The organism is Paenibacillus sp. PDC88 (assembly GCF_900106725.1).
Taxonomy (GTDB): Bacteria; Bacillota; Bacilli; order Paenibacillales; family Paenibacillaceae; genus Paenibacillus; species Paenibacillus shunpengii.
Genome location: NZ_FNNT01000001.1, coordinates 1,251,973 through 1,271,323, shown reverse-complemented (window position 1 = coordinate 1,271,323; position 19,351 = coordinate 1,251,973). Strand labels below are relative to the sequence as shown.

Here is a 19,351-nt window from a genome sequence, read left to right as displayed (position 1 = left end):
TCAATTGGCAACGATTCGTCTTTGCTTTTTATTCAAGAATGCTGGAAGTCATGGCTGAAGCTTTATAATAAGCCCTCAGTCATTTTATAATAGGATAGAAATCCAGTATGCAATAAATTAAATGTACGGCATCATTTACGACATAATTCAGAGGTGCATCAACCATGACAGATCAAGTTAAATTGTCTCAATATTCCGCAATCCTATTGGAGAATGCGCGTCATTACGGCGTTACAGACGAAGACGTACTAGCAGCGATACGCACCGGGGATCTGGCGGCTTTTAGCCAAGCAGAACGTGAACATTATACTTACGAGACTTTTCTCTCGTATGCGAAGGAGCACGGGGAGGAGCTTGAGCGGGCCGTTCAGGAAGGGTATCGCATCACGTTCAATACCAACAATGGACTTAAAAATTGGATTGCGATTACATTTGATCTGAAGCCAGGAATTGATTTTAATGCAGCGGAGGGTCTTGTAGACGGGCTTATCCTTACTGGAGAGCAGGCAGAGAAGCTTAGAAAAGCGCTTGCGTCCAATTGGCATATAGCAGATGAGAAAGATACGGCAGACGGTCATAAAGAGCTGACTTTAAGGCTCCGGGGAATGTGATAAGAGATAAAGCTTATGCATCGGCAGAAAGGACATGACAGTATATGACGATACCAGATAAACTAACGTTCCTGGGCACAGGAGATGCGATGGGAGTTCCAAGGCTATACTGTGACTGTGAGGTATGTATGGAGGCGAGGACAACGGGAATCAACCGCAGATACCGTTCCTCAGTGCTGGTGCATGGATCAGATGGAGAGTTCATGATTGACGGCGGTCCGGATTTCGTGCACCAGATGGAGCTGCTGGGCAAGCGTCAGCTGCGAACGATGCTGGTTACGCATCCTCACTTTGATCATATCGGTGGACTGCCTGAATGGGCAGATGCCTGCAGGTGGCTCGGGGAAAAAGGGGAGATGTACGCCCCGCAGGAGGTACTTGAAACGATCCAGTCACAGTTTCCCTGGCTGTCTCGGCATATCAAAATGCAGCCCTGCGATTCAGGTGTTGAGCTCGCCGGCTATCAGATCCGGACCTGGAAGGTCAACCATGGAAAGAATGGTTATTCCTACGCATACCGCCTCGAGAAGGATGGTTACCGCTGGGTTTATTGCTCGGATTCCATCAATCTGAATGAACAGGAAAGGCAGCAGCTCTATCATCTGGATCTGTTAGTGCTCGGGACAAGCTTTTATCATGAGCTGGCGGAGTTCCATACTCGTTCTGTATATGACATGCTGGAAGCACAGGAGCTGCTTCGGCAGATAAAACCGAAGCAAACCATCTTCACTCATATGTCTCATGATGTGGATCTCCGGCAGAAGTATGATCTTATGCCGGACATCACACTTGCCGAGATAGGAATGACACATATTTTATCGTGAAGAAGCTCGATCCAGCCACCGCGCTTACGATTCGGTATAGTAGCCCTGCTGCTAGAGAAGATTCGCGTATGCGATCAGCAGTCGCTCCATTCCCTCTTCAATCTGTTTCTCGCTCGTATAACAATAGCTGAGCCGGATATAAGCTTCTGAGCCTTGCGGAAGTGGATCGCAGAAGGGACCTGGGACAAAGGCAACTGACTGTTCAAGGCTCTTCTCAAGCAGGGCGATTGCATTCATATGAGCAGGAAGCTGAACCCACAGGTCGAGTCCCCCTTCCGGGCTGATCCACTGCCAGTCGGCCGCTGTCAGCATTTGCTCCATCTTCTCTTTTCGCAAGCTAAGCGCAATTCGCAGCTTCTCCATATGGGTCTGCATACGGGAGGAAGTGAAGTAGTGCTCAAAAATTTTCTGGCCGAGCAGCGGAGAACCGCCGTCTGTCAGGGATTTGAGAGTCAGCGCTTCCTTCATGAGCCATGGCTTGCATAACACGAAGGCAATGCGAAGACCTGGGGCTACATACTTGCTGAAGCTGCGAATGTACATGACGACCCCTTCCGTATCATAGCTGTAGATCGGAGGAGGAGGCTCATCTGCAAAATACATATCATACGTCGTATCATCTTCTGCAATAATGAACTGGTACTGTTCAGCAAGCTCTATGAGCAGTTTACGCTTCTCCTCTGGGAGAACATATCCCGTCGGGTTATGATAAGTCGGGTTCACATACATAAGCCGCGGGCGTGATTCTACAATGGTATGCTCAAGCTGCTCCATATCATATCCGTCTGGCCGCATCTCTACCGTGACGATGCGTGCACCAGCCTGCCGAAAAATATCAATAGCCGTACTGTAAGTGGGTCTCTCGACGAGAACGACATCGCCTGGCTTAATCAGCATCCGTGCGGCCAGATCAATGGCCTGCGTGGCTCCGGACGTGACGAGAATATCCTCTGGTGACAAGGACATATGGTGACGTGCGTTAAAGTATTCTGCCATGACCTTACGGAGCTGGAAGTCCCCTTGAACCGTGGAATAGGTGCCGAGCAGCTTGGGATACATATCAAACACCTGTTTGACATACTCCGACATATACGTATTGGGAAGCAGAGAGGGGTCAATCAGGGCCTTGGAGAACTGATACTGCACGTCCTGCTGATGGAGTGCTGATAACACATGGGTTCGCCGGGTCAGTGACAGGAAGGGAAGCGAGTCCTCTTTGGTCAGCTGGCTTGCGGCTGAGTGCAGGGGCTGAGCTGTAAGTATCTGTTCTTGATTTTTTTTCTGATGCAGATGGATGACATCTCCCGAATCTATAGCATTCGTAAACGTCTTATCCGGTTGCGAGGTCAGCTTCACTGCAGGGTGTGGGCACACATAATAACCTGATCGATCTTTAGCATATATAAAATGGTCCTTAACGAGCTGCTGATACGACTTAAATACGGTCAGTCGATGTACGCCGAACTGCTCTGCGAGCGAGCGCACAGAAGGAAGCCGGTCATTCGGAGCATAATCCCCCCGCTCAATTCTCAGATGAACATAGTCGTATACTTGCTGTGATAATGGTTCCTTTGTGAGAAACTCCGAGCGTTTACTTTTCATCTTATCCACCTCATCCACTGATGCCTTTCTTCCATTGTACGATATTATGACCATCAACTGTTCTATTCTGTGCCTTCTGTTCTATTCCACTTCGCTTACAATGTGGCAATAGACGAGGAGGCTGAAGTAGAATGCGTTTATTAATTGCTTATATGAGCATGTGTTTAATTTTTGGTACGACCTTTCTGGCGATCAAAATAGGAAATGATGCAGGGGTTCCGCCGTTTTTTGCGGCAGGAGTGAGATTCTGTCTTGCAGGAGCACTCTTGTTCATATGGTGTCTATGGAGACGAAAAACAAGCATTAAGCTGCTGCTGCGTAAAGAAGTAATGGTTATAGGCAGCTGCTTAACCTTTATGACCTTTGCCGGGCTATACTATGGAGAACAATATATCAGTTCAGGCGTGGCTGCCGTATTGTCTGCTACCGGCCCGATCATGATCATCGGAATTCAGACATGGGTTCTCAAAAAGAAAGCCTCAGCGCTCTCTTTACTCGGCTGCTTGACGGCATTTGTCGGCGTTATTCTTATCCTGGTTCCCGAACTGACGATACAGGCGGGGGGAATGTGGCTTGCAGGTGCCTGCGCGGTGCTGATTGGTGAGGTGTTCTATGCATCAGGCTCTGTATATTCCGGAGCAACGAGGTCCAAACTGAGCGAATATTCGTCCCTTGCCGTAAACGCCGCTCAAATGCTGTATGGCGGACTTATGCTGCTGATCATATCCTTTATCACAGAACAGCCTGATCCGCATGTGCTATTGTCGTCTGGGGCAGCGGGCTCTGTTCTCTATTTGACGATATTTGGCTCTATGATTGGACACAGTCTGTTTTATTTCCTGGTGACCAAGACAGGACCGCTGTTTCCCTCGACTTGGCTCTATATCTCTCCCATGATTGCCCTTGGTGTCGGAATGATATTTTATGGAGAGCATGTAACCCTACTGACGGCAATCGGGTCGATGATCATCATTGGCGGCCTAATAATGGCGAATTGGCATACATTAACAGAGTGGATCCAGCTTAGAAGTCAGCGGAAAAACGAAGCAGACAGAAGCAGTGTGACAACATAAATACGAATGACAATTAGAGACATCTGATAAAGTATTAGAATGCAAATATGCTACGATTACGCATGCAGCCTAATATACCGACAGGCATTCATGTATTTTGTTTTTTTAGATATGTTTTTTGCGTATCTTTCTGGCGGTCTCAGACGTCTTCACAGTATAAGTACTTATAAGGACTAAACAAAGGGGGGCCCCGAATGATGGCCTTTGTCAGATCCGAACCCTACAGGATGTATCTGAAGTGTGCAGATGGTGACGACCATTTACAAACTTCGTTATTAACGAGAAGCATGATGTTATCCCTGTATAAATACTGCCTGTCTCTAACCGGATCAAAAGAGGATGCTGAGGATTTGTGCCAGGAGGTTTATGTCAGAATACTGCCGCATGCCGCGGATTTGAGTAAAAGTGAAGGTTATTCGATGGAGGGTTATCTGATCCGTTCAGCGCATAATGTATGGGTTGATAGCTTGCGTAAGGAAGCAAGGCGGAGAGAGCTGCTGGGTGAGATACAGGAGCAGTATGTCTGCTCTCATCAAGAGCTTGGTGATGGCCTGGCTGTAGAAGAGGCTTTTCAGGTGCTCTTGACACAGCTGACGGACTGGCAGCGGACAATATACATTCTCTGTGAGCTATTCAGCTATAAGGCGAGAGAGACCGCTGATTTGCTCGATTCTACGGAAGGAGCGGTAAAGGCTGCACTTCGCCGGGCAAGAGAGGTCATCGCAGAAGAGAGACAGCGACAGCTAGAAGCGGATGAACCTGGCGTCTTGATGAACCCCGTGTCGGAAGAGGATGCAGAGCTTCTAAGAGATTACCTTGGTGCTTTTCGTGCAGGTGACACGGAGCGTATCATACAGCTGGGACTTGGCGGCGCAGCAGATGTGGTGATGGTGACGAGTCAAGTACTTGGGCTGAAGATGCACAGCGGCACAGCTCCTCAGCTTACAACTGCATGGTGTGACAGCCTGCAGCTAATCTCACGGATAGAGATGGTGGCATAGAAAAAAGGAGAGAAGCGTAAATGCCAACCATTCCTTATGTAGTGGAGCAAACAAGCCGGGGGGAGCGCAGCTACGATATTTACTCCAGGCTCCTTAAGGACCGGATTATTATGGTCTCGGGTGAGATTGAAGATCAAATGGCAAATTTGATCGTGGCCCAGCTGCTATTCTTGACAGCAGAAGATCCGAAGAAGGACATACAACTCTATATTAACAGCCCTGGGGGCTCCGTAACCGCAGGATTCTCTATCTACGACACAATGAAATTTATTGAACCTGATGTATCGACTATATGCACAGGGATGGCGGCAAGCTTTGGCGCAATGCTGCTAACCGCTGGAACCAAGGGGAAGCGCTTCGCTTTGCCGAACAGCGAGATCATGATTCACCAGCCGCATGGCGGCAGCCGAGGTCAGGCCTCTGACATTCGGATTCAAGCTGATCGAATCCTCAGGCATCGAGAGCTGCTTAACCGGATTCTTGCCGAGTCCACAGGACAGCCGATCGAGCGCATTGAGAAGGATACCGATCGTGATCATTTTATGACAGCAGAAGAAGCTGTAGCCTACGGTTTGGTGGATAAGGTGATTAATAGATAAACCAATGTATAGAGTGAGGTATGGAAAATAAAATACCCGGATGCCTTACTGCATAGTACAGGACTATGCTTGTAAGCAGCCGGGTTATTTGTTGTCTATATGGATCTAAGCCTCTAGAATGAACTTCTCAATGACATGCTTCACGCCATCCTCATTGTTGCTCAGCGTAACATAGCCCGCAATTTCTTTCAGCGCAGGAATGGCATTCCCCATCGCTACACCAAGGCCCGCCGCTTCAAGCATCTCATGATCATTCCAGGAATCGCCTACTGCAATGGTATCCTTAAGATCAACGTTAAAATGATCCGCGAGGAAAGTCAGCGCATGTCCCTTGGTTCCTTCATGATGCATGATTTCAAGGAAATGCGGCTTGGACTTGGTAATATGCACTTCAGGACCGAGCAGCTCGCGCAGATCTACAGCCACTTTGTCCAGATAATCAGGATCATCAATGATCAGCAGCTTAGGTGCTGGTTGTTCAATCATTTTTATAAAATCAGCTTCAATGTAGTACGGCGTTTTGTTCAGTTTGCAGTAATCAACCAGCTTCTCATTCTCTTCACGGGAATACAGCTTGTCGTCAATATAAGTCTGCAGGTGCAGGTTGTGCTCCAGGCAGTACTCATAGAGCTTACGAGCAGCTTCCATTGGAACGTATCGCTCATACAGTACTTTTTCGTCCATCAGATTCTTGATTAGAGCTCCCTGATACGTAATGATCGGTACATTAAGCCCGGTCTGACGGGCAATTGCTTGTGCAGAAGCGTAAGCGCGTCCTGTTGCGAGTGTAACCACGACATCCTTGGCCACAGCAGCCTCAAGTGCTTTTTGTGTGGGATTCGTAACTTCCTTCTCGTCATTAATGAGTGTGTCATCGATATCGATGGCAATCAGCTTGTAAGTCATGGCTTCTCTCTCCTCAGTTATATCTATATTTAGTGGGGCAGTTAGGCAGTTCTACTCCTCCAGGAATACCAGACCGATGAAATCATCGAATTCCAGATTGCCGAAGTAATGTTTAATATCTGTATCCTTAAGTGCTTCACGTACTTCTTGTTCTTCATAACGCTTGCCGCGGAGCAGATTCTCGATATCAGCCACATCGCCTACCCCGAAGAAATCACCGTAGATCTTGATGTCCTCGATTCGGCCTTCCTTAATATTCATACGCAGATCGATAATGCCGACCGGGAACTTCTTGGAATGCTTCACATTGCTCTCGGGAGACAAGCCATAGTTCCAATCCCAGTTCTGGTAGCGTTCCTTGGAAATTTCGTGGATCTTCTCCCAGTCCTGCTCGGTCAGCTTGTACTCAGGAACTTCATTTGCTTCCATGCCAAAAATATGTCGAAGCAATTCCTCGCGGAATTCTACAATGGTCATCTCTCGATCCATCAGGGAGCTGATGTTAGCTACACGGCTGCGAACAGACTTGGTGCTCTTGGATTTGAACTTCTCTGGATTGACCTTGAGGGAAGCGGCAACGTTCTCCAAGTTAAGGTCAAACATCAGGGTACCGTGGCTGAACATGCGGCCGCGAGTGGCAAACTGTGCATTGCCGGATATTTTTTGCTCGCCGACTTGAAGATCGTTACGTCCTGTAAGCTCTGCATTCACGCCAAGGCTGTGCAGTGCCTCAACCACCGGCTGGGTGAATTTGCGGAAGTTGTGGAACGAGTTGCCGTCATCCTTGGTGATGAAGCTGAAGTTCAGGTTGCCAAGGTCGTGGTACACCGCACCGCCGCCAGACAGTCTTCTGACGACCTGTACGCCATGCTCCTGCACATATTCCTGATTAATTTCTTCAATGGTGTTCTGGTGCTTGCCGATGATGATGGATGGCGCGTTAATGTAGAATAACAGGTAGCTCTCATCCAGGGATAAATGCTTGAGGGCATATTCCTCGATGGCGAGATTAATGCGCGGGTCTGTAATCCCTTGGTTGTCAATAAACAGCATGGTCTATTCCTCCAATTTAAGTAGTTCAAATATGTAGGCAAGGACAGGCCTGTAAGCCTGAGGCCTTGGTGTCTTGAAACACTCCATCCCTATTGTAAACGAATTGGGTGTGCGACACAAAAGGAATTGCCGTTGACGGGTGATTTTTGTAGCTTCATAATGGATACGTTACGCGTAAAAGATGACTCGGAACGTTTCCATTATATTGGAAAAGATACGCGGACATGGTCTCGGAGCATTTCCATTATAATTGGAAAAGATACGCGGACGGTCTCGGAACATTTGCATTATATTGGATACGATATGCAAAAAATAACTCGTAAAATTTTGCACGATTACAGATAACAAGCATGAGCAGAAAGGAAGGAACACCTGTGATAGAGGTTTATGGACATGGCGGTGACGTAGAGACCGCAGCAGTGAAATACGGACGGTTACCAGCGGACTTCCTCGACTACAGTGCCAATATCAATCCGCTTGGCCCGCCTCCTGCGGTCACACGAGCACTCACAGAAGGGATGCATCACATCCTTCGCTATCCCGATCCGGGGCACCGCAGTCTTAAACACAAGCTTGCAGCCAAGCTGAAATTGTCCGAAGACCAGCTTCTGATCGGCAACGGGGCTGCGGAGTGTATGGCGCTTATTATTCAGGCATTTACACCTGCAGCAGTAGGCACCATTGAACCGGGATTTTCGGAGTATCGGCAGCTGGCAGCACAGTACGGCAGCCGGATAGAATACATATATGGACATAAAGAGCTGAATTATCGAGCCGAGCTGTCAGCAATCTTGGAGCTTCTCGATAGGGTAGAGCTGCTATTTATCGGTCAGCCAAACAATCCGAACGGAGTGCAATATGCCCGAAGCGAGCTGGAAGCGATTGCTGTTTATGCTAGAGACCGGGATGTCAAGGTTGTAATTGACGAAGCCTTTATCGATTTCATACCCGAGCATGAGCGTGAGACACTGACGGACTCCTTGGAGCCGTACCCGAACGTCATTGTCATTCATTCCATGACGAAATTTTATGCAATCCCGGGACTTCGTCTTGGGTACGCGATAGGCCACCCTGATATAATATCGGCGATGTCGAGAAAACAGGTAACCTGGAGTGTAAACGGACTGGCTCTGCTCGCAGGTGAGGCTTGTCTTATGGAAAATAGCGCATACGAAGAGCAGACCCAGGCTTGCATTAAAGAGGAGCGAAACCGGCTAATGTCCGAATTGCCTGCCCTTGGCTTTCAGGTCTATCCGGGTGTGGCCAATTACTTGCTGCTGGAGACACCGGACGGCTGGAACGCCGAGTCTCTGCAAGAGGCGATGGGAAAGCAGGGTATTCTTATTCGAAACTGTGCCATGTATACAGGGCTGGGCGACAAATCCGTTCGGATTGCGGTGAAGGGGCGGCAGGACAATAGCCGGTTTCTTGAAGTGCTGCGATTATTATTGGGGGAGCAATAGATAATGACAACACCTTTTTTGCACAAGTTCGCTTCTAACCAGGCTATTCCAGATATTTATTCCTCCACACTCTGGCCTGGCCTCAAGCTAACGAAGTACGACAATGCGTATTTGCTTGTGGAATCACCTCAGACGGTTCAATCGCTGTCGAGCAGTGTTTACGGTGGAGGCATGAGCCGGATTGATCGTGCAGTCAATATATATGTAGATAAGCATTTTACGTCAGATCATCCTGCAGCAGAGATTGAAGCGCGTTTAAAAAAATGGAAGCTTCCTGCATCAGGCACCGCCGGTCTGCTGACAGCAGTGAAGCTAGCACATGTTTCTGTTATAGAGGAAAGTACCGACCATGCCGTCGTCTTCTGCTGCACGACAGCGGGAGCCGGCAATGCAGCCAGAGCGGCGTCTCCAAGGACTGTTTTTCCCGCAGCCTATTCTCCAGGCACGATTAATACGATGCTGTTTATTGCCGGTGAGCTGACTTCCTATGCCATGGTCAATGCGCTGCAAACTGCAGTCGAAGCAAAGGCTTGCGCCCTGCAGGATCTCGGAGTCAGGGATGCTGAGAACGGAATGATCGCGACGGGGACAACAACAGATGCCGTTGTTCTTGGTGTCAGCGGATTTGAACCAGATGGAAGCACGCCGGACAAAATTCATGCTTATGCAGGCACAGCTACAGAGCTTGGCTCCTGCATCGGACGGCTCGTATATGCGACGGTTACCGAGAGTCTGCTCGCTGGAGAGGAGGCGGCAGGATGACCCTGGCTCTCATTCTTTTCTGCGCTTATATTCTTGACCGGATCATCGGTGATCCGAAATGGATTCCCCATCCGGTGATTGGCATGGGCAAAGCGATATCACTACTTGAGAAATCAATCCGCTCCAAAGTGACTTCAAATAAGGGATTACTGTTTGCAGGCTTCCTGTTTCCGATTGTCATCGTAGGCGGTTCTTTTCTCATCACTTGGGCGGTGCTCAAGCTGCTTTCGTTCGTTCATCCTTATCTTGCCATTGCCGCCGAGATCGTTCTGATCGCAAGCACGATTGCAGCCAAGGGGCTGAAGGAGGCGGGAATGGAGGTATATAAGCATTTAAGAAACCGACAGCTCCCGGAAGCCAGGAGGTCACTTGGCATGATTGTAGGCCGGGACACTCACCATCTGGATGAACCGGAAATTGTCCGCGGAACGGTAGAGACGATTGCGGAAAATATTGTGGATGCCATTATATCTCCCTTATTCTATGCTCTGATCGGCGGTGCTCCTCTAGCGATGGCGTACCGTGCAGTCAATACACTGGATTCGATGGTAGGGTACAAGAACGAGAAATATTTCTACCTTGGCAAAGCCTCCGCCCGGCTTGATGATGCAGCTAACTATTTGCCTGCTCGTATTTCCGCACTGCTGCTGTTTGCTTCGGCTCGTATACTAGGGCTGCATGTTGAGAATAGCATTCGAACAGTGAAGGAGGATGCAAGCAAGCACCCCAGTCCGAACGGTGGATACCCTGAATCGGCGGTCGCAGGTGCTATCGGAATACGGCTCGGGGGGGTTAACGTATATCACGGTGTGGAATCGTTTCGAGCTTATATGGGCAAGCCATATCATACGCTTGAGGCTGCACATATCAAGACAAGCATTACAATGATGTTTGTGTCATCCAGTTTGTTTGTATTGATCCTCTGTGCCATTATATCTGTTCTATCCATCATCGGTATCGAATGGATGTGGTGGAGATGAATTCTGGGCTTGACCTATATCTCGTCAGACACGGAAGAACGTTATGGAATATGGAAAAAAGATATTTGGGGCATACCGATGTGCCTCTTCATCGTAATGCCGCAGCTGAATTGAAGGCGCTCCAGCTCAAGATTAAGCAAGAGGAGCTGGCATTTCAGTATGTGTACATCAGTGATCTGGTTCGTGCAATGCAATCCCTTCAGATCATTGCGCCGCATCTCGTCAGTAAGGCTGTGAGGGATCATCGGATCCGCGAGTATCACTTTGGTGATTGGGAAGGATCTACCTATGACATGCTTAAGGACAACCCTACATATCGAAGCTGGATCGATCATCCGGAGCGGATTACGCCGCCGGGTGCAGAGCCTTTTACTGCCTTCGAGGAGCGAATATCTCAATTTGTCGAGTGCAGGCTGCTGCCGATTCTGGAGAACAAGGATGGGGTGGATCTTTCATCCGGCGGCACCCAAATAAGTATGAAGATGGCCTATCCGAAGGTGCTTATCATTACGCATGGCGGCGTCATCAGACAGCTTGTATCAGCCTATGTACAAGACAGAGATTTCAGCTCCGCCATGCCTGGTCCAGGAGAAATGCAGGTACTGCGGCTCCGACTTCAAGCAGGACAGCTGAGTGGAGAAATTCTGAATTAAGTAATTCAGGGTTGGCGTTCCTTATTTTCAAGGGAAAACTTGGGTTGTAGAAATACAGCCTTTCCCCTATAATCAACAACAGAAGTTAAGGCCTCCATACACTTGAACAAAGTATGTATAATCATGAATCGATAAAGATTTATACATCAACAAACGAATAATAGCCGACAAGGTCCTGGCAGCGAATGACGTTAATAGAGCTGCTCAGGTTAAAAGGGAAGCCGGTGCAAATCCGGCACGGTCCCGCCACTGTATACCAGGGGCAGACAGCGTTATATCCACTGTTTCTTATGTGAGAAATGGGAAGGGCAGCTGTCCAGCTATATCAAACCTGGTGAGTCAGGAGACCTGCCTTGTCGGAATGAAGCGTGCGATCCTTCGAGGAAAGGATACGTTTTGCGATGTTCTATGCCCATTTTTAAGGGGCAGTGCGAGACGTAAACCTTGATCCTGGCTTAAGGACCAAGGTTTTTTTGCTATGGATTGGAAGTCAGGTGGATAGGTTATGGGCTAAGCTTTGAAACAATTTATTACGGGTTAACCAGATCTGAAAGGGAGAGAGTCATGAACAAAATGAAAAAAAGCGTATTATCCTTACTGCTTACATTAATGATGGCAATGATGCTTGCTGCATGCGGCACCGAAACGGAAACGTCTGAAGGGACGGGACAAGCTGCGCAGCAGGAAGCAGGACAAGCAGCCGATCAAGGATCAGAGACGAATAATGACAGCGAGGAAGCTTCGAGTAAGACCGAATATCCGCTGACCTTAACAGATGCGACTGGAGAATCCTTTACATTTGAACAAGCGCCGGCCAAAATCGTGTCCGTATCACCCGCAGAAACAGAGTCCCTCTTCGCCATTGGACTTGAGGAGCAAATTGTAGGTGTATCTGATTTTGACGATTATCCCGAAGCTGCAGCCTCCAAGCCCAAAATGGGAAGCTTGTATGAACCCAATGCTGAAGCGATTATTGCGGCTGAGCCGGATATCGTGTTTACAGGAATCTCCATGGATGAAGCAGCAGTGCAAAAATTGCGCGATCTTGGCATCGTCATCTTCAAAACAGATCCTAAAACCATCGATGATGTTATGAAGAATATCGAAGTCTACGGTCAGATTACAGATCGCCAAGCCGAAGCTGCAGAAGTGGTAGATCAAATGAAAGCTGATATTCAGGAAGTGTCGGATAAAGTAGCTGCACTGTCAGATGAAGAGAAGAAGCAAGTGTACGTTGAATTCTCTCCAGGCTGGACGGTAGGCAAAGGCGAATTTATGGATGAAGTGATTACTCTTGCTGGTGGAGTCAATGTAGCAGGAGATACAGAGGGCTGGAATGAAATCAGTGAAGAGAAGATCATTCAAGCCAATCCTGACGTGATTCTGTACGCAAGCGATGTTATCGATGATAACAATCAAACACTGGATCAAATCATCACAGCTCGTGATGGCTGGAACGAAATTACGGCTATTAAAGAAGATGCCGTTATCTCCATTGACGCCAATCTGCTCAGCCGTCCAGGTCCGCGTGTAACCGAAGGCCTGAAAGTGGTAGCTGAAGCGATCTATCCGGACCTCTTTCAATGAAAACAAAACTAGCAGGATACGGAATTGCCGGCGGTCTCCTGCTTGTGCTGACTCTGCTCCTGTGTCTGGCGATCGGGGCAGTAGATCTGCCTGTTCGCCATATTGTGGGAATCCTGGTCAATCATTTGCCTTGGGTTTCAGAACCGATTGATCCGATCTGGAATCCTTCCTCGGAGCAAATTATTATGAAGGTTCGGCTTCCCCGAGTACTGCTCGGTATGCTGGTGGGGGCAGCACTGGCCACGGCAGGAGCTGCCTTCCAGGGCGTGCTGCGCAATCCGCTGGCAGATCCGTATACACTCGGTGTATCCTCCGGTGCATCGGTTGGAGCAGCAGTCATGATCTATTTTGGATTGCAGTATGCGGTTCTTGGAGAATGGATGCTGCCTCTGGTTGCCTTTGTCACAGGGATCATTACGTTGTGGGCGGTGCTCGCGCTTGCCAGTGAAGGCGGCAGGATTCCGACGCACAGCCTGATTCTATCCGGTGTAATTATGCAGTCCTTCCTCGGAGCGTTTGTATCCTTCTTAACAGCCATGTCCAAGGATACAGTGAATCAGATACTATTCTGGACCATGGGCAGCCTCAGCTTACGAGGATGGTCATATACGGCCATCCTTTTTCCGTACTTGATCATTGGGATTGTGTTTCTATGGAGCCGGGGAAGGGCGCTTAATCTGCTTGCGCTGGGTGAGCGGCAGGCAGCACATTTGGGAGTCAAGGTAGAGTGGCTTAAGCTCTCTGTTCTAATTGTTGCTACCTTGTTGACTGCTGCTGCTGTATCGGTAGCTGGAGTCATTGGATTTGTCGGGCTTGTGATTCCGCATATGCTTCGTTTATTAGTTGGGCCGGATTATCGTCTCCTTATTCCGTTATCCGCGATCATGGGAGGCATTTTCCTGGCATGGGCTGATATGGGGGCGAGAACGATTCTTGCACCGGTAGAGATCCCGCTCGGAGTCGTCACTGCATTTGTAGGAGCACCGTTCTTCGCTTACCTGCTGCACCGAAGCAAGAAACTGCGAAGGGGAGGAATGAGATGAACTCACGGATTCAGGCAGAGCAGCAGAAATATTCACAGGACTTGACCGCGTCAGCTCGTACCTCCGCTCCGGTGCTGGAAGTGAAGTCTGCGGCCAAAGCCTATGGAGACCATATGGCACTTCGCAATATCGATTTTACGGTTCATTCAGGAGAATGGTGGGGTATCGTAGGACCCAATGGCAGCGGCAAATCCACACTGCTTCACTTGCTGTCCGGTGTCCTAGCTCCGAGCTCCGGCTCTATTCTGATCAAAGGCAAGCCGGTTAAAGACTACAGCAGGCGGGCGTTATCCCGGCTTATTGCTGTATTGCAGCAGGACGGGCTGCCTGAAATAGATTATTCCGTACGAGATGTTGTAGCCATGGGCAGGTATCCTTATCAGGACTGGCTGGGACGGGATCAATCCGATGGAGAAGAAGTAGTGGATCGCGTACTTGAGCAGCTTGAGCTGACCCCTTATGCCGATCGTCTTCTAACAGAATTAAGCGGAGGTCAGAGACAGAGGGCTGCACTCGCCAAGGTGATGGCCCAGGAGCCGGAAATTTTGCTGCTGGATGAGCCGACAACCTATCTCGATATCCATTATCAGCTTCAGTTCATGGAGCTGCTCGCAGATTGGCGCCGAAGAACCGGTATTACCATTGTCGCTGTATTGCATGACCTCAATCTGGCTTCACTTTTTTGCGACAGTATCTATGGACTTCGGGCAGGGGAGAGCTTCATGCAAGGGAGCCCGGATGAATGCGTCACAGAAGAGCATTTAAGAAGTCTGTTTCAGGTTGATCCCGTCATGATTCGTCATCCACAACATGAGCTTCCTCAATTCTTGCTTAAGAAAAAAGACTAGGCTCTATATAAGAGCGGCATCGCTACAAGGGCAGCATTTCAATAAGAAGGGTTTCTAGTTAAATCCTTTTGAAGTGGATGCCCTTTTTTCGTTATAATCTATTAAAAAAGAGGATTCAGCATAAAGGAAGTGCGTGGAGATGGAGAGAGAACAAATATTGATGGATTGGATACAGCAAATTCGGCCGCTTGACTCATCAGCTGAGCAGGCCGCAGCTGCGCATTTGGATCAGCTGACCAAGCCGCCGGGAAGCCTGGGCAAAATAGAAGAGCTGGTTGTTCGGCTGGCAGGAATTTCGGGAGAGACCCATGTCTCCTATGACCGTAAAGCGGTCATAGTCATGGCAGCAGATCATGGTGTGGTGGAAGAAGGAGTCAGTGCATTTCCGGCCGTCGTAACTCAGCAGATGGTACATAATTTTCTTGCCGGCGGAGCCGCGGTGAACGTTCTTGCCCGTCAGGCCGCTGCAGACGTTATATGCGTAAACATCGGGATCAATGGAGACATTGAGCATCCTGAGCTGGTTCAGCGATCTGTTCGTAAAGGAACATCAAATATGGCGCATGGTCCTGCTATGAGCAGAGAGGAAGCCGTGACAGCCATTCTTGCAGGAATTGAGGTCGTAAAGGATGCGTATGACAGAGGGATTCGACTCTTTGTCACAGGTGAAATGGGGATTGGAAACACGACGCCGAGCGCCGCAGTAACCAGCGTACTGACTGGAATTCAAGTGGAAGCTGCTACAGGCAGGGGAACAGGAATTGACGATACGCGTCTGAAGCACAAAGAGCAAGTAATAAAGAAGGCAATTGAGCTGAACCGTCCCGATTCAAACGATCCGCTGGATGTACTCGCGAAGGTGGGTGGACTTGATATTGCCGGGCTAACCGGTGTTATCCTTGCTGCGAGTGCATTAAAATGTCCTGTGGTTATTGACGGCTACATTTCTACAACCGCGGCGCTGATAGCTGCAAGACTCGCCCCTCTGTCCATACATTATATGATTGCCTCACATAAGTCGGAGGAGCGGGGACATGCAGGTCTGCTGGAGGAGCTGAACCTATCACCTATGATTCATCTGGACATGCGTCTCGGCGAAGGCACAGGCGGTGTACTCTGTCTGCATATTATTGAAGCTGCATCCCGAATCATGAAGGAGATGGCGACATTCACAAGTGCAGGCATTTCCGGTAGTCATGCGGATCTGGATCCCGAGGAGAGCAAGCCATGATCATACTTGTAACTGGTGGCGCGCGCAGCGGGAAGAGCACATTTGCGGAGAAGCTCTGTATGAGCCGTTCATCGGAAGCGATCTATCTGGCAACAGCACAGGCCTTTGATGAAGAGATGGAGCAGCGTATCACAGCACACCGTCTTCAGCGCTCTGACGAAGCCTACCTGTGGCATACTATTGAAGAGCCGATCGAAGTTGCGGATACACTGGAGAGCATTGGACAAGCGACTTATCCAGCACCAACGATACTACTGGACTGTCTGACCTTGTGGCTGTCTAACATATTAATGTCTAAGGAAGCAGAGGGCCAGGATGCCATACTGCAGGAAATGGACAGGCTGGTAAGCAGTGTTCAAACTTATCCGGGTCTTATCATTCTTGTCACCAATGAAGTAGGAGACGGCATAGTGCCGGAATATCCGCTGGGACGGTTGTACCGGGATATGGCCGGAATATTGAATCAGCGAATGGCAGCGGTGAGTGAAGAGGTGTTTCTGGTCACTGCAGGCATTGCCATTGAACTGAAGAGCAAGGAGTACAAAGTATGAAGGATGAAGTAAAGGCGGCGGCAGCCGCTTTTCAATTTTTATCCCGTTTTCCAGTGAGGATGAATCTTGATTTTACACCTGAAATGATGCAAAAAAGCACGGTTTATTATCCATTCGTTGGCGTTTGTATTGGACTTATCCTATGGGTGGCAGCTATCGTGTCAGGGTTCTTGCTGCCGGCCCTGCCTGCTTCCATTGTGACGCTGGTCGTCTGGGTATGGCTTACCGGTGGACTGCATTTGGACGGATGGATGGATTCAGCAGATGCGCTTCTCAGCTACCGTTCAAGAGAGCGCATGCTGGAGATTATGAAGGACAGCCGGGTTGGAGCGATGGGTGTCATCGCCTGTGTGCTGCTGCTGATGCTTAAAGCCTCCTTGCTTGTCAGCATTATTCATCAGCCTATGATGATGGGACTCGCCATCCTGCCTCTCATATGGAGCAGGTTCTTCATGGTGTATGCGATATCGAGATATCCTTCTGCCCGGGCGGGAGAAGGGCTTGCAGCGATGTTTGGCAACATCCTTGCCCGTTATTATAAGCAATCGCTGGGATGTGCAACCGTGATAACTATTGTTTTATTGGGGATTCTTAGCTTAATTGTTCATTATTCGAATGTGTTATACGTTACACAGGCTTCGGTGCTGATGGCCTTCATCGCCGTTCCGATTGTCATGTGGGTGATCGGAAGGCTGGCCGCTGATCGAATGAGCGCACGTCTTGGGGGATTAACCGGGGATACATATGGAGCACTGAATGAAGGGCTGGAGACAGTCGGTCTGCTGATGCTGACTATCGTTCTGCATATCGCAGGTTAGGGGGAGACATATCGTTATGACAGACATGAACACGGAACTTGAACAAAGTAATGATGAGCATAAGCCGAAAAATGGAGCTGTTCTCATGCTGCAGGGCACGGCTTCAGACGTTGGAAAAAGCATCGTAACAACAGCGCTATGCCGTATATTCCTGCAGGATGGATACCAGCCTGCTCCGTATAAATCGCAAAATATGGCGCTTAATTCCTATGTAACGCTGGACGGTAAGGAGATCGGAAGAGCCCAGGGAGTACAGGCAGAGGCGTGTGAGATTCCGGCCACAACAGACATGAACCCGATTCTTATTAAGCCAGTCAAGGATATGCATTCTCAGATCGTCGTTCACGGCGTGCCTGCTATGCAGATGAGTGCGATGGATTACCGCATGAAGTTCCTTCCCACAGCGAAGAGAATCGTGCTGGAGGCGCTAGATCGATTACGTGCAGAGTATGACATCGTCCTGATGGAAGGGGCGGGAAGTCCGGCAGAGATCAATCTGAAGGATCGTGACATCGTCAATATGAATCTTGCAGGCTGGGCAGATGCACCGGTGATCCTCATTTCCGATATTGATCGGGGAGGGGTATTCGCGTCCATCGTAGGTACACTTGAGCTGCTTGAACCCCATGAAGTCCAGCGGATCAAAGGCTTTATCATTAACAAATTCCGCGGAGACCTTGCTCTCCTGAAGCCTGGGCTGGACTGGCTCGAGGCTCGTACAGGTATTCCGGTACTGGGCGTGCTTCCCTATATTCAGGATCTGCGGATTGAAGCTGAGGATTCGGTTGTGCTCGACGAGCTGCAGTATAAGAAGCAGCAGGAGAAGGAAGTGGATATCGTCGTCATTCGTTACCCGCGCATCTCAAACTTCACAGATTTTGATCCGCTGCGCTGGGAGCCGGATATTACCCTTCGTTATGTGAATTCTGCCGAAGAGCTGGGTACACCGGATATTGTCATTCTGCCAGGCACGAAGGATACAATCAGTGATCTTCAGTTCCTGAAGCAGAGAGGACTGGATCAGGCCATATTCAGGCTATCCGAAGAGCATCATACCCAGATCGTCGGGATTTGCGGCGGGTATCAAATGCTCGGGTACTCGCTCTCCGATCCTTATGCGGTGGAGAGTGGTATACAGGAAGAAGCGGGACTTGGACTGCTGCCTATTAGGACTTCATTCTTGAAGGAAAAGCGAACGATAAGAGTGACTGGACTACTGACGGACGAACAGAGACTGCCACTGGCAAGTACGGACCCAAGCAGTACTGAAGCTCCGATTGAGGCTTATGAAATTCATATGGGAGTTTCTGAGCGACTGGACCAAGATCAAGTTAATTATAGCTATGACGAATTGTTCAGACTAACCGAAACGGACACTGCTGCAAGTGATCTGCAGGCTTCCTTCGACTCTTGTACGTATGCTTCATCTCATTCAGAAGGTCTAGTTAGATCGGATGGTATGGTGTGGGGAACCTATTTACATGGATTATTTGAGAACGATGCTCTGCGCAGGTCCTGGCTGGATCAGGTTCGAATCCGGAAGGGACTCTCTCCTGTTATTTCGACCTTCTCGGCGAAGGAGCGAAAAGTTGAGGAATTTGATCGGGTAGCGGATGTGGTAAGAACGAACTTGGATATGGAGAAAATTTATCAGATATTGAACTCTTAAATGAATACCTAGATAAGAGAAAAAGAATCCGGAGCTGTCAATTATGAGCAGCTTCGGCTTTTTTGTTGTGGACATAA

At 49.0% G+C, this 19,351-nt stretch carries 19 protein-coding genes and 1 riboswitch; of the genes, 16 read left to right on the top strand and 3 right to left on the bottom strand.

The annotated features are described in order from the left end of the window. Positions 1-164 precede the first annotated feature (164 nt). Positions 165-611 carry a hypothetical protein gene (locus BLW49_RS06195; RefSeq protein ID WP_076311933.1) on the top strand — a complete coding sequence of 149 codons (447 nt, stop codon included), beginning with the start codon at positions 165-167 and terminating at the stop codon, positions 609-611. Positions 612-655: 44 nt separating this feature from the next. Beyond that, positions 656-1,435: an MBL fold metallo-hydrolase gene (locus tag BLW49_RS06190; protein ID WP_090723729.1), complete on the top strand. Its 780-nt coding sequence runs from the start codon at positions 656-658 to the stop codon at positions 1,433-1,435. A gap of 51 nt (positions 1,436-1,486) precedes the next feature. Here BLW49_RS06190 and BLW49_RS06185 read toward each other — a convergent pair whose 3' ends face one another. Continuing rightward, positions 1,487-3,037 (bottom strand): aminotransferase-like domain-containing protein, encoded by a 1,551-nt coding sequence (locus BLW49_RS06185; RefSeq protein ID WP_177178658.1) that lies wholly within the window; start codon positions 3,035-3,037, stop codon positions 1,487-1,489. Between the two features lie 131 nt (positions 3,038-3,168). Here BLW49_RS06185 and BLW49_RS06180 point away from each other — a divergent pair, with 131 nt between their 5' ends. The 3 genes from BLW49_RS06180 (at position 3,169) to clpP (ending at position 5,710) form a co-directional block, all read left to right on the top strand. Then, on the top strand, positions 3,169-4,110 hold the full coding sequence (locus BLW49_RS06180) for a DMT family transporter (protein WP_090723726.1): 942 nt from the start codon (positions 3,169-3,171) through the stop codon (positions 4,108-4,110). 194 nt (positions 4,111-4,304) lie between these two features. Continuing rightward, positions 4,305-5,111 carry an RNA polymerase sigma factor gene (locus BLW49_RS06175; protein ID WP_090723725.1) on the top strand — a complete coding sequence of 269 codons (807 nt, stop codon included), beginning with the start codon at positions 4,305-4,307 and terminating at the stop codon, positions 5,109-5,111. A 20-nt stretch (positions 5,112-5,131) separates the two neighbouring features. Then, entirely contained in the window at positions 5,132-5,710 is a 579-nt protein-coding gene (gene clpP, locus BLW49_RS06170; RefSeq protein ID WP_076311928.1) for an ATP-dependent Clp endopeptidase proteolytic subunit ClpP, read from the top strand. A 105-nt stretch (positions 5,711-5,815) separates the two neighbouring features. Here clpP and BLW49_RS06165 read toward each other — a convergent pair whose 3' ends face one another. Both BLW49_RS06165 and BLW49_RS06160 read right to left on the bottom strand, forming a co-directional pair. Next, positions 5,816-6,616: a Cof-type HAD-IIB family hydrolase gene (locus BLW49_RS06165; RefSeq protein WP_076311927.1), complete on the bottom strand. Its 801-nt coding sequence runs from the start codon at positions 6,614-6,616 to the stop codon at positions 5,816-5,818. A gap of 51 nt (positions 6,617-6,667) precedes the next feature. Further along, a complete protein-coding gene (locus tag BLW49_RS06160) occupies positions 6,668-7,669 on the bottom strand; it encodes a lipoate--protein ligase (protein ID WP_076311926.1) in 1,002 nt (333 codons plus the stop codon). 374 nt (positions 7,670-8,043) lie between these two features. Between BLW49_RS06160 and cobD the strand changes: the two genes are divergently transcribed. From cobD to BLW49_RS06105, 11 genes are all read left to right on the top strand, one after another. Then, positions 8,044-9,132, top strand: a complete 1,089-nt coding sequence (cobD, locus tag BLW49_RS06155; protein WP_256209604.1) for a threonine-phosphate decarboxylase CobD — start codon at positions 8,044-8,046, stop codon at positions 9,130-9,132. Positions 9,133-9,135: 3 nt separating this feature from the next. Continuing rightward, a complete protein-coding gene (locus BLW49_RS06150) occupies positions 9,136-9,894 on the top strand; it encodes an adenosylcobinamide amidohydrolase (protein WP_076311924.1) in 759 nt (252 codons plus the stop codon). After that, a complete protein-coding gene (gene cbiB, locus BLW49_RS06145) occupies positions 9,891-10,874 on the top strand; it encodes an adenosylcobinamide-phosphate synthase CbiB (protein ID WP_076311923.1) in 984 nt (327 codons plus the stop codon). Before BLW49_RS06150 ends, cbiB begins: the two co-directional genes overlap by 4 nt. Continuing rightward, positions 10,871-11,527, top strand: a complete 657-nt coding sequence (locus tag BLW49_RS06140) for a histidine phosphatase family protein (RefSeq protein WP_177178657.1) — start codon at positions 10,871-10,873, stop codon at positions 11,525-11,527. Before cbiB ends, BLW49_RS06140 begins: the two co-directional genes overlap by 4 nt. Positions 11,528-11,680: 153 nt before the next feature. Further along, a riboswitch (cobalamin riboswitch) is annotated at positions 11,681-11,898 on the top strand. 193 nt (positions 11,899-12,091) lie between these two features. Further along, a complete protein-coding gene (locus tag BLW49_RS06135; RefSeq protein ID WP_090723719.1) occupies positions 12,092-13,114 on the top strand; it encodes an ABC transporter substrate-binding protein in 1,023 nt (340 codons plus the stop codon). Beyond that, positions 13,111-14,157, top strand: a complete 1,047-nt coding sequence (locus tag BLW49_RS06130; RefSeq protein ID WP_090723717.1) for a FecCD family ABC transporter permease — start codon at positions 13,111-13,113, stop codon at positions 14,155-14,157. The genes BLW49_RS06135 and BLW49_RS06130 overlap by 4 nt, the downstream gene beginning before the upstream one ends. After that, positions 14,154-15,005, top strand: a complete 852-nt coding sequence (locus BLW49_RS06125; protein ID WP_090723715.1) for an ABC transporter ATP-binding protein — start codon at positions 14,154-14,156, stop codon at positions 15,003-15,005. Before BLW49_RS06130 ends, BLW49_RS06125 begins: the two co-directional genes overlap by 4 nt. A gap of 139 nt (positions 15,006-15,144) precedes the next feature. Then, a complete protein-coding gene (gene cobT, locus BLW49_RS06120; RefSeq protein WP_090723713.1) occupies positions 15,145-16,236 on the top strand; it encodes a nicotinate-nucleotide--dimethylbenzimidazole phosphoribosyltransferase in 1,092 nt (363 codons plus the stop codon). Continuing rightward, entirely contained in the window at positions 16,233-16,787 is a 555-nt protein-coding gene (gene cobU / locus BLW49_RS06115; RefSeq protein WP_090723711.1) for a bifunctional adenosylcobinamide kinase/adenosylcobinamide-phosphate guanylyltransferase, read from the top strand. Before cobT ends, cobU begins: the two co-directional genes overlap by 4 nt. Beyond that, positions 16,784-17,605, top strand: coding sequence for an adenosylcobinamide-GDP ribazoletransferase (gene cobS, locus BLW49_RS06110; protein ID WP_090723709.1), 822 nt, complete (start codon positions 16,784-16,786; stop codon positions 17,603-17,605). The genes cobU and cobS overlap by 4 nt, the downstream gene beginning before the upstream one ends. 25 nt (positions 17,606-17,630) lie before the next feature. Continuing rightward, positions 17,631-19,274 (top strand): cobyric acid synthase, encoded by a 1,644-nt coding sequence (locus BLW49_RS06105; protein ID WP_256209634.1) that lies wholly within the window; start codon positions 17,631-17,633, stop codon positions 19,272-19,274. Positions 19,275-19,351 lie beyond the last annotated feature (77 nt).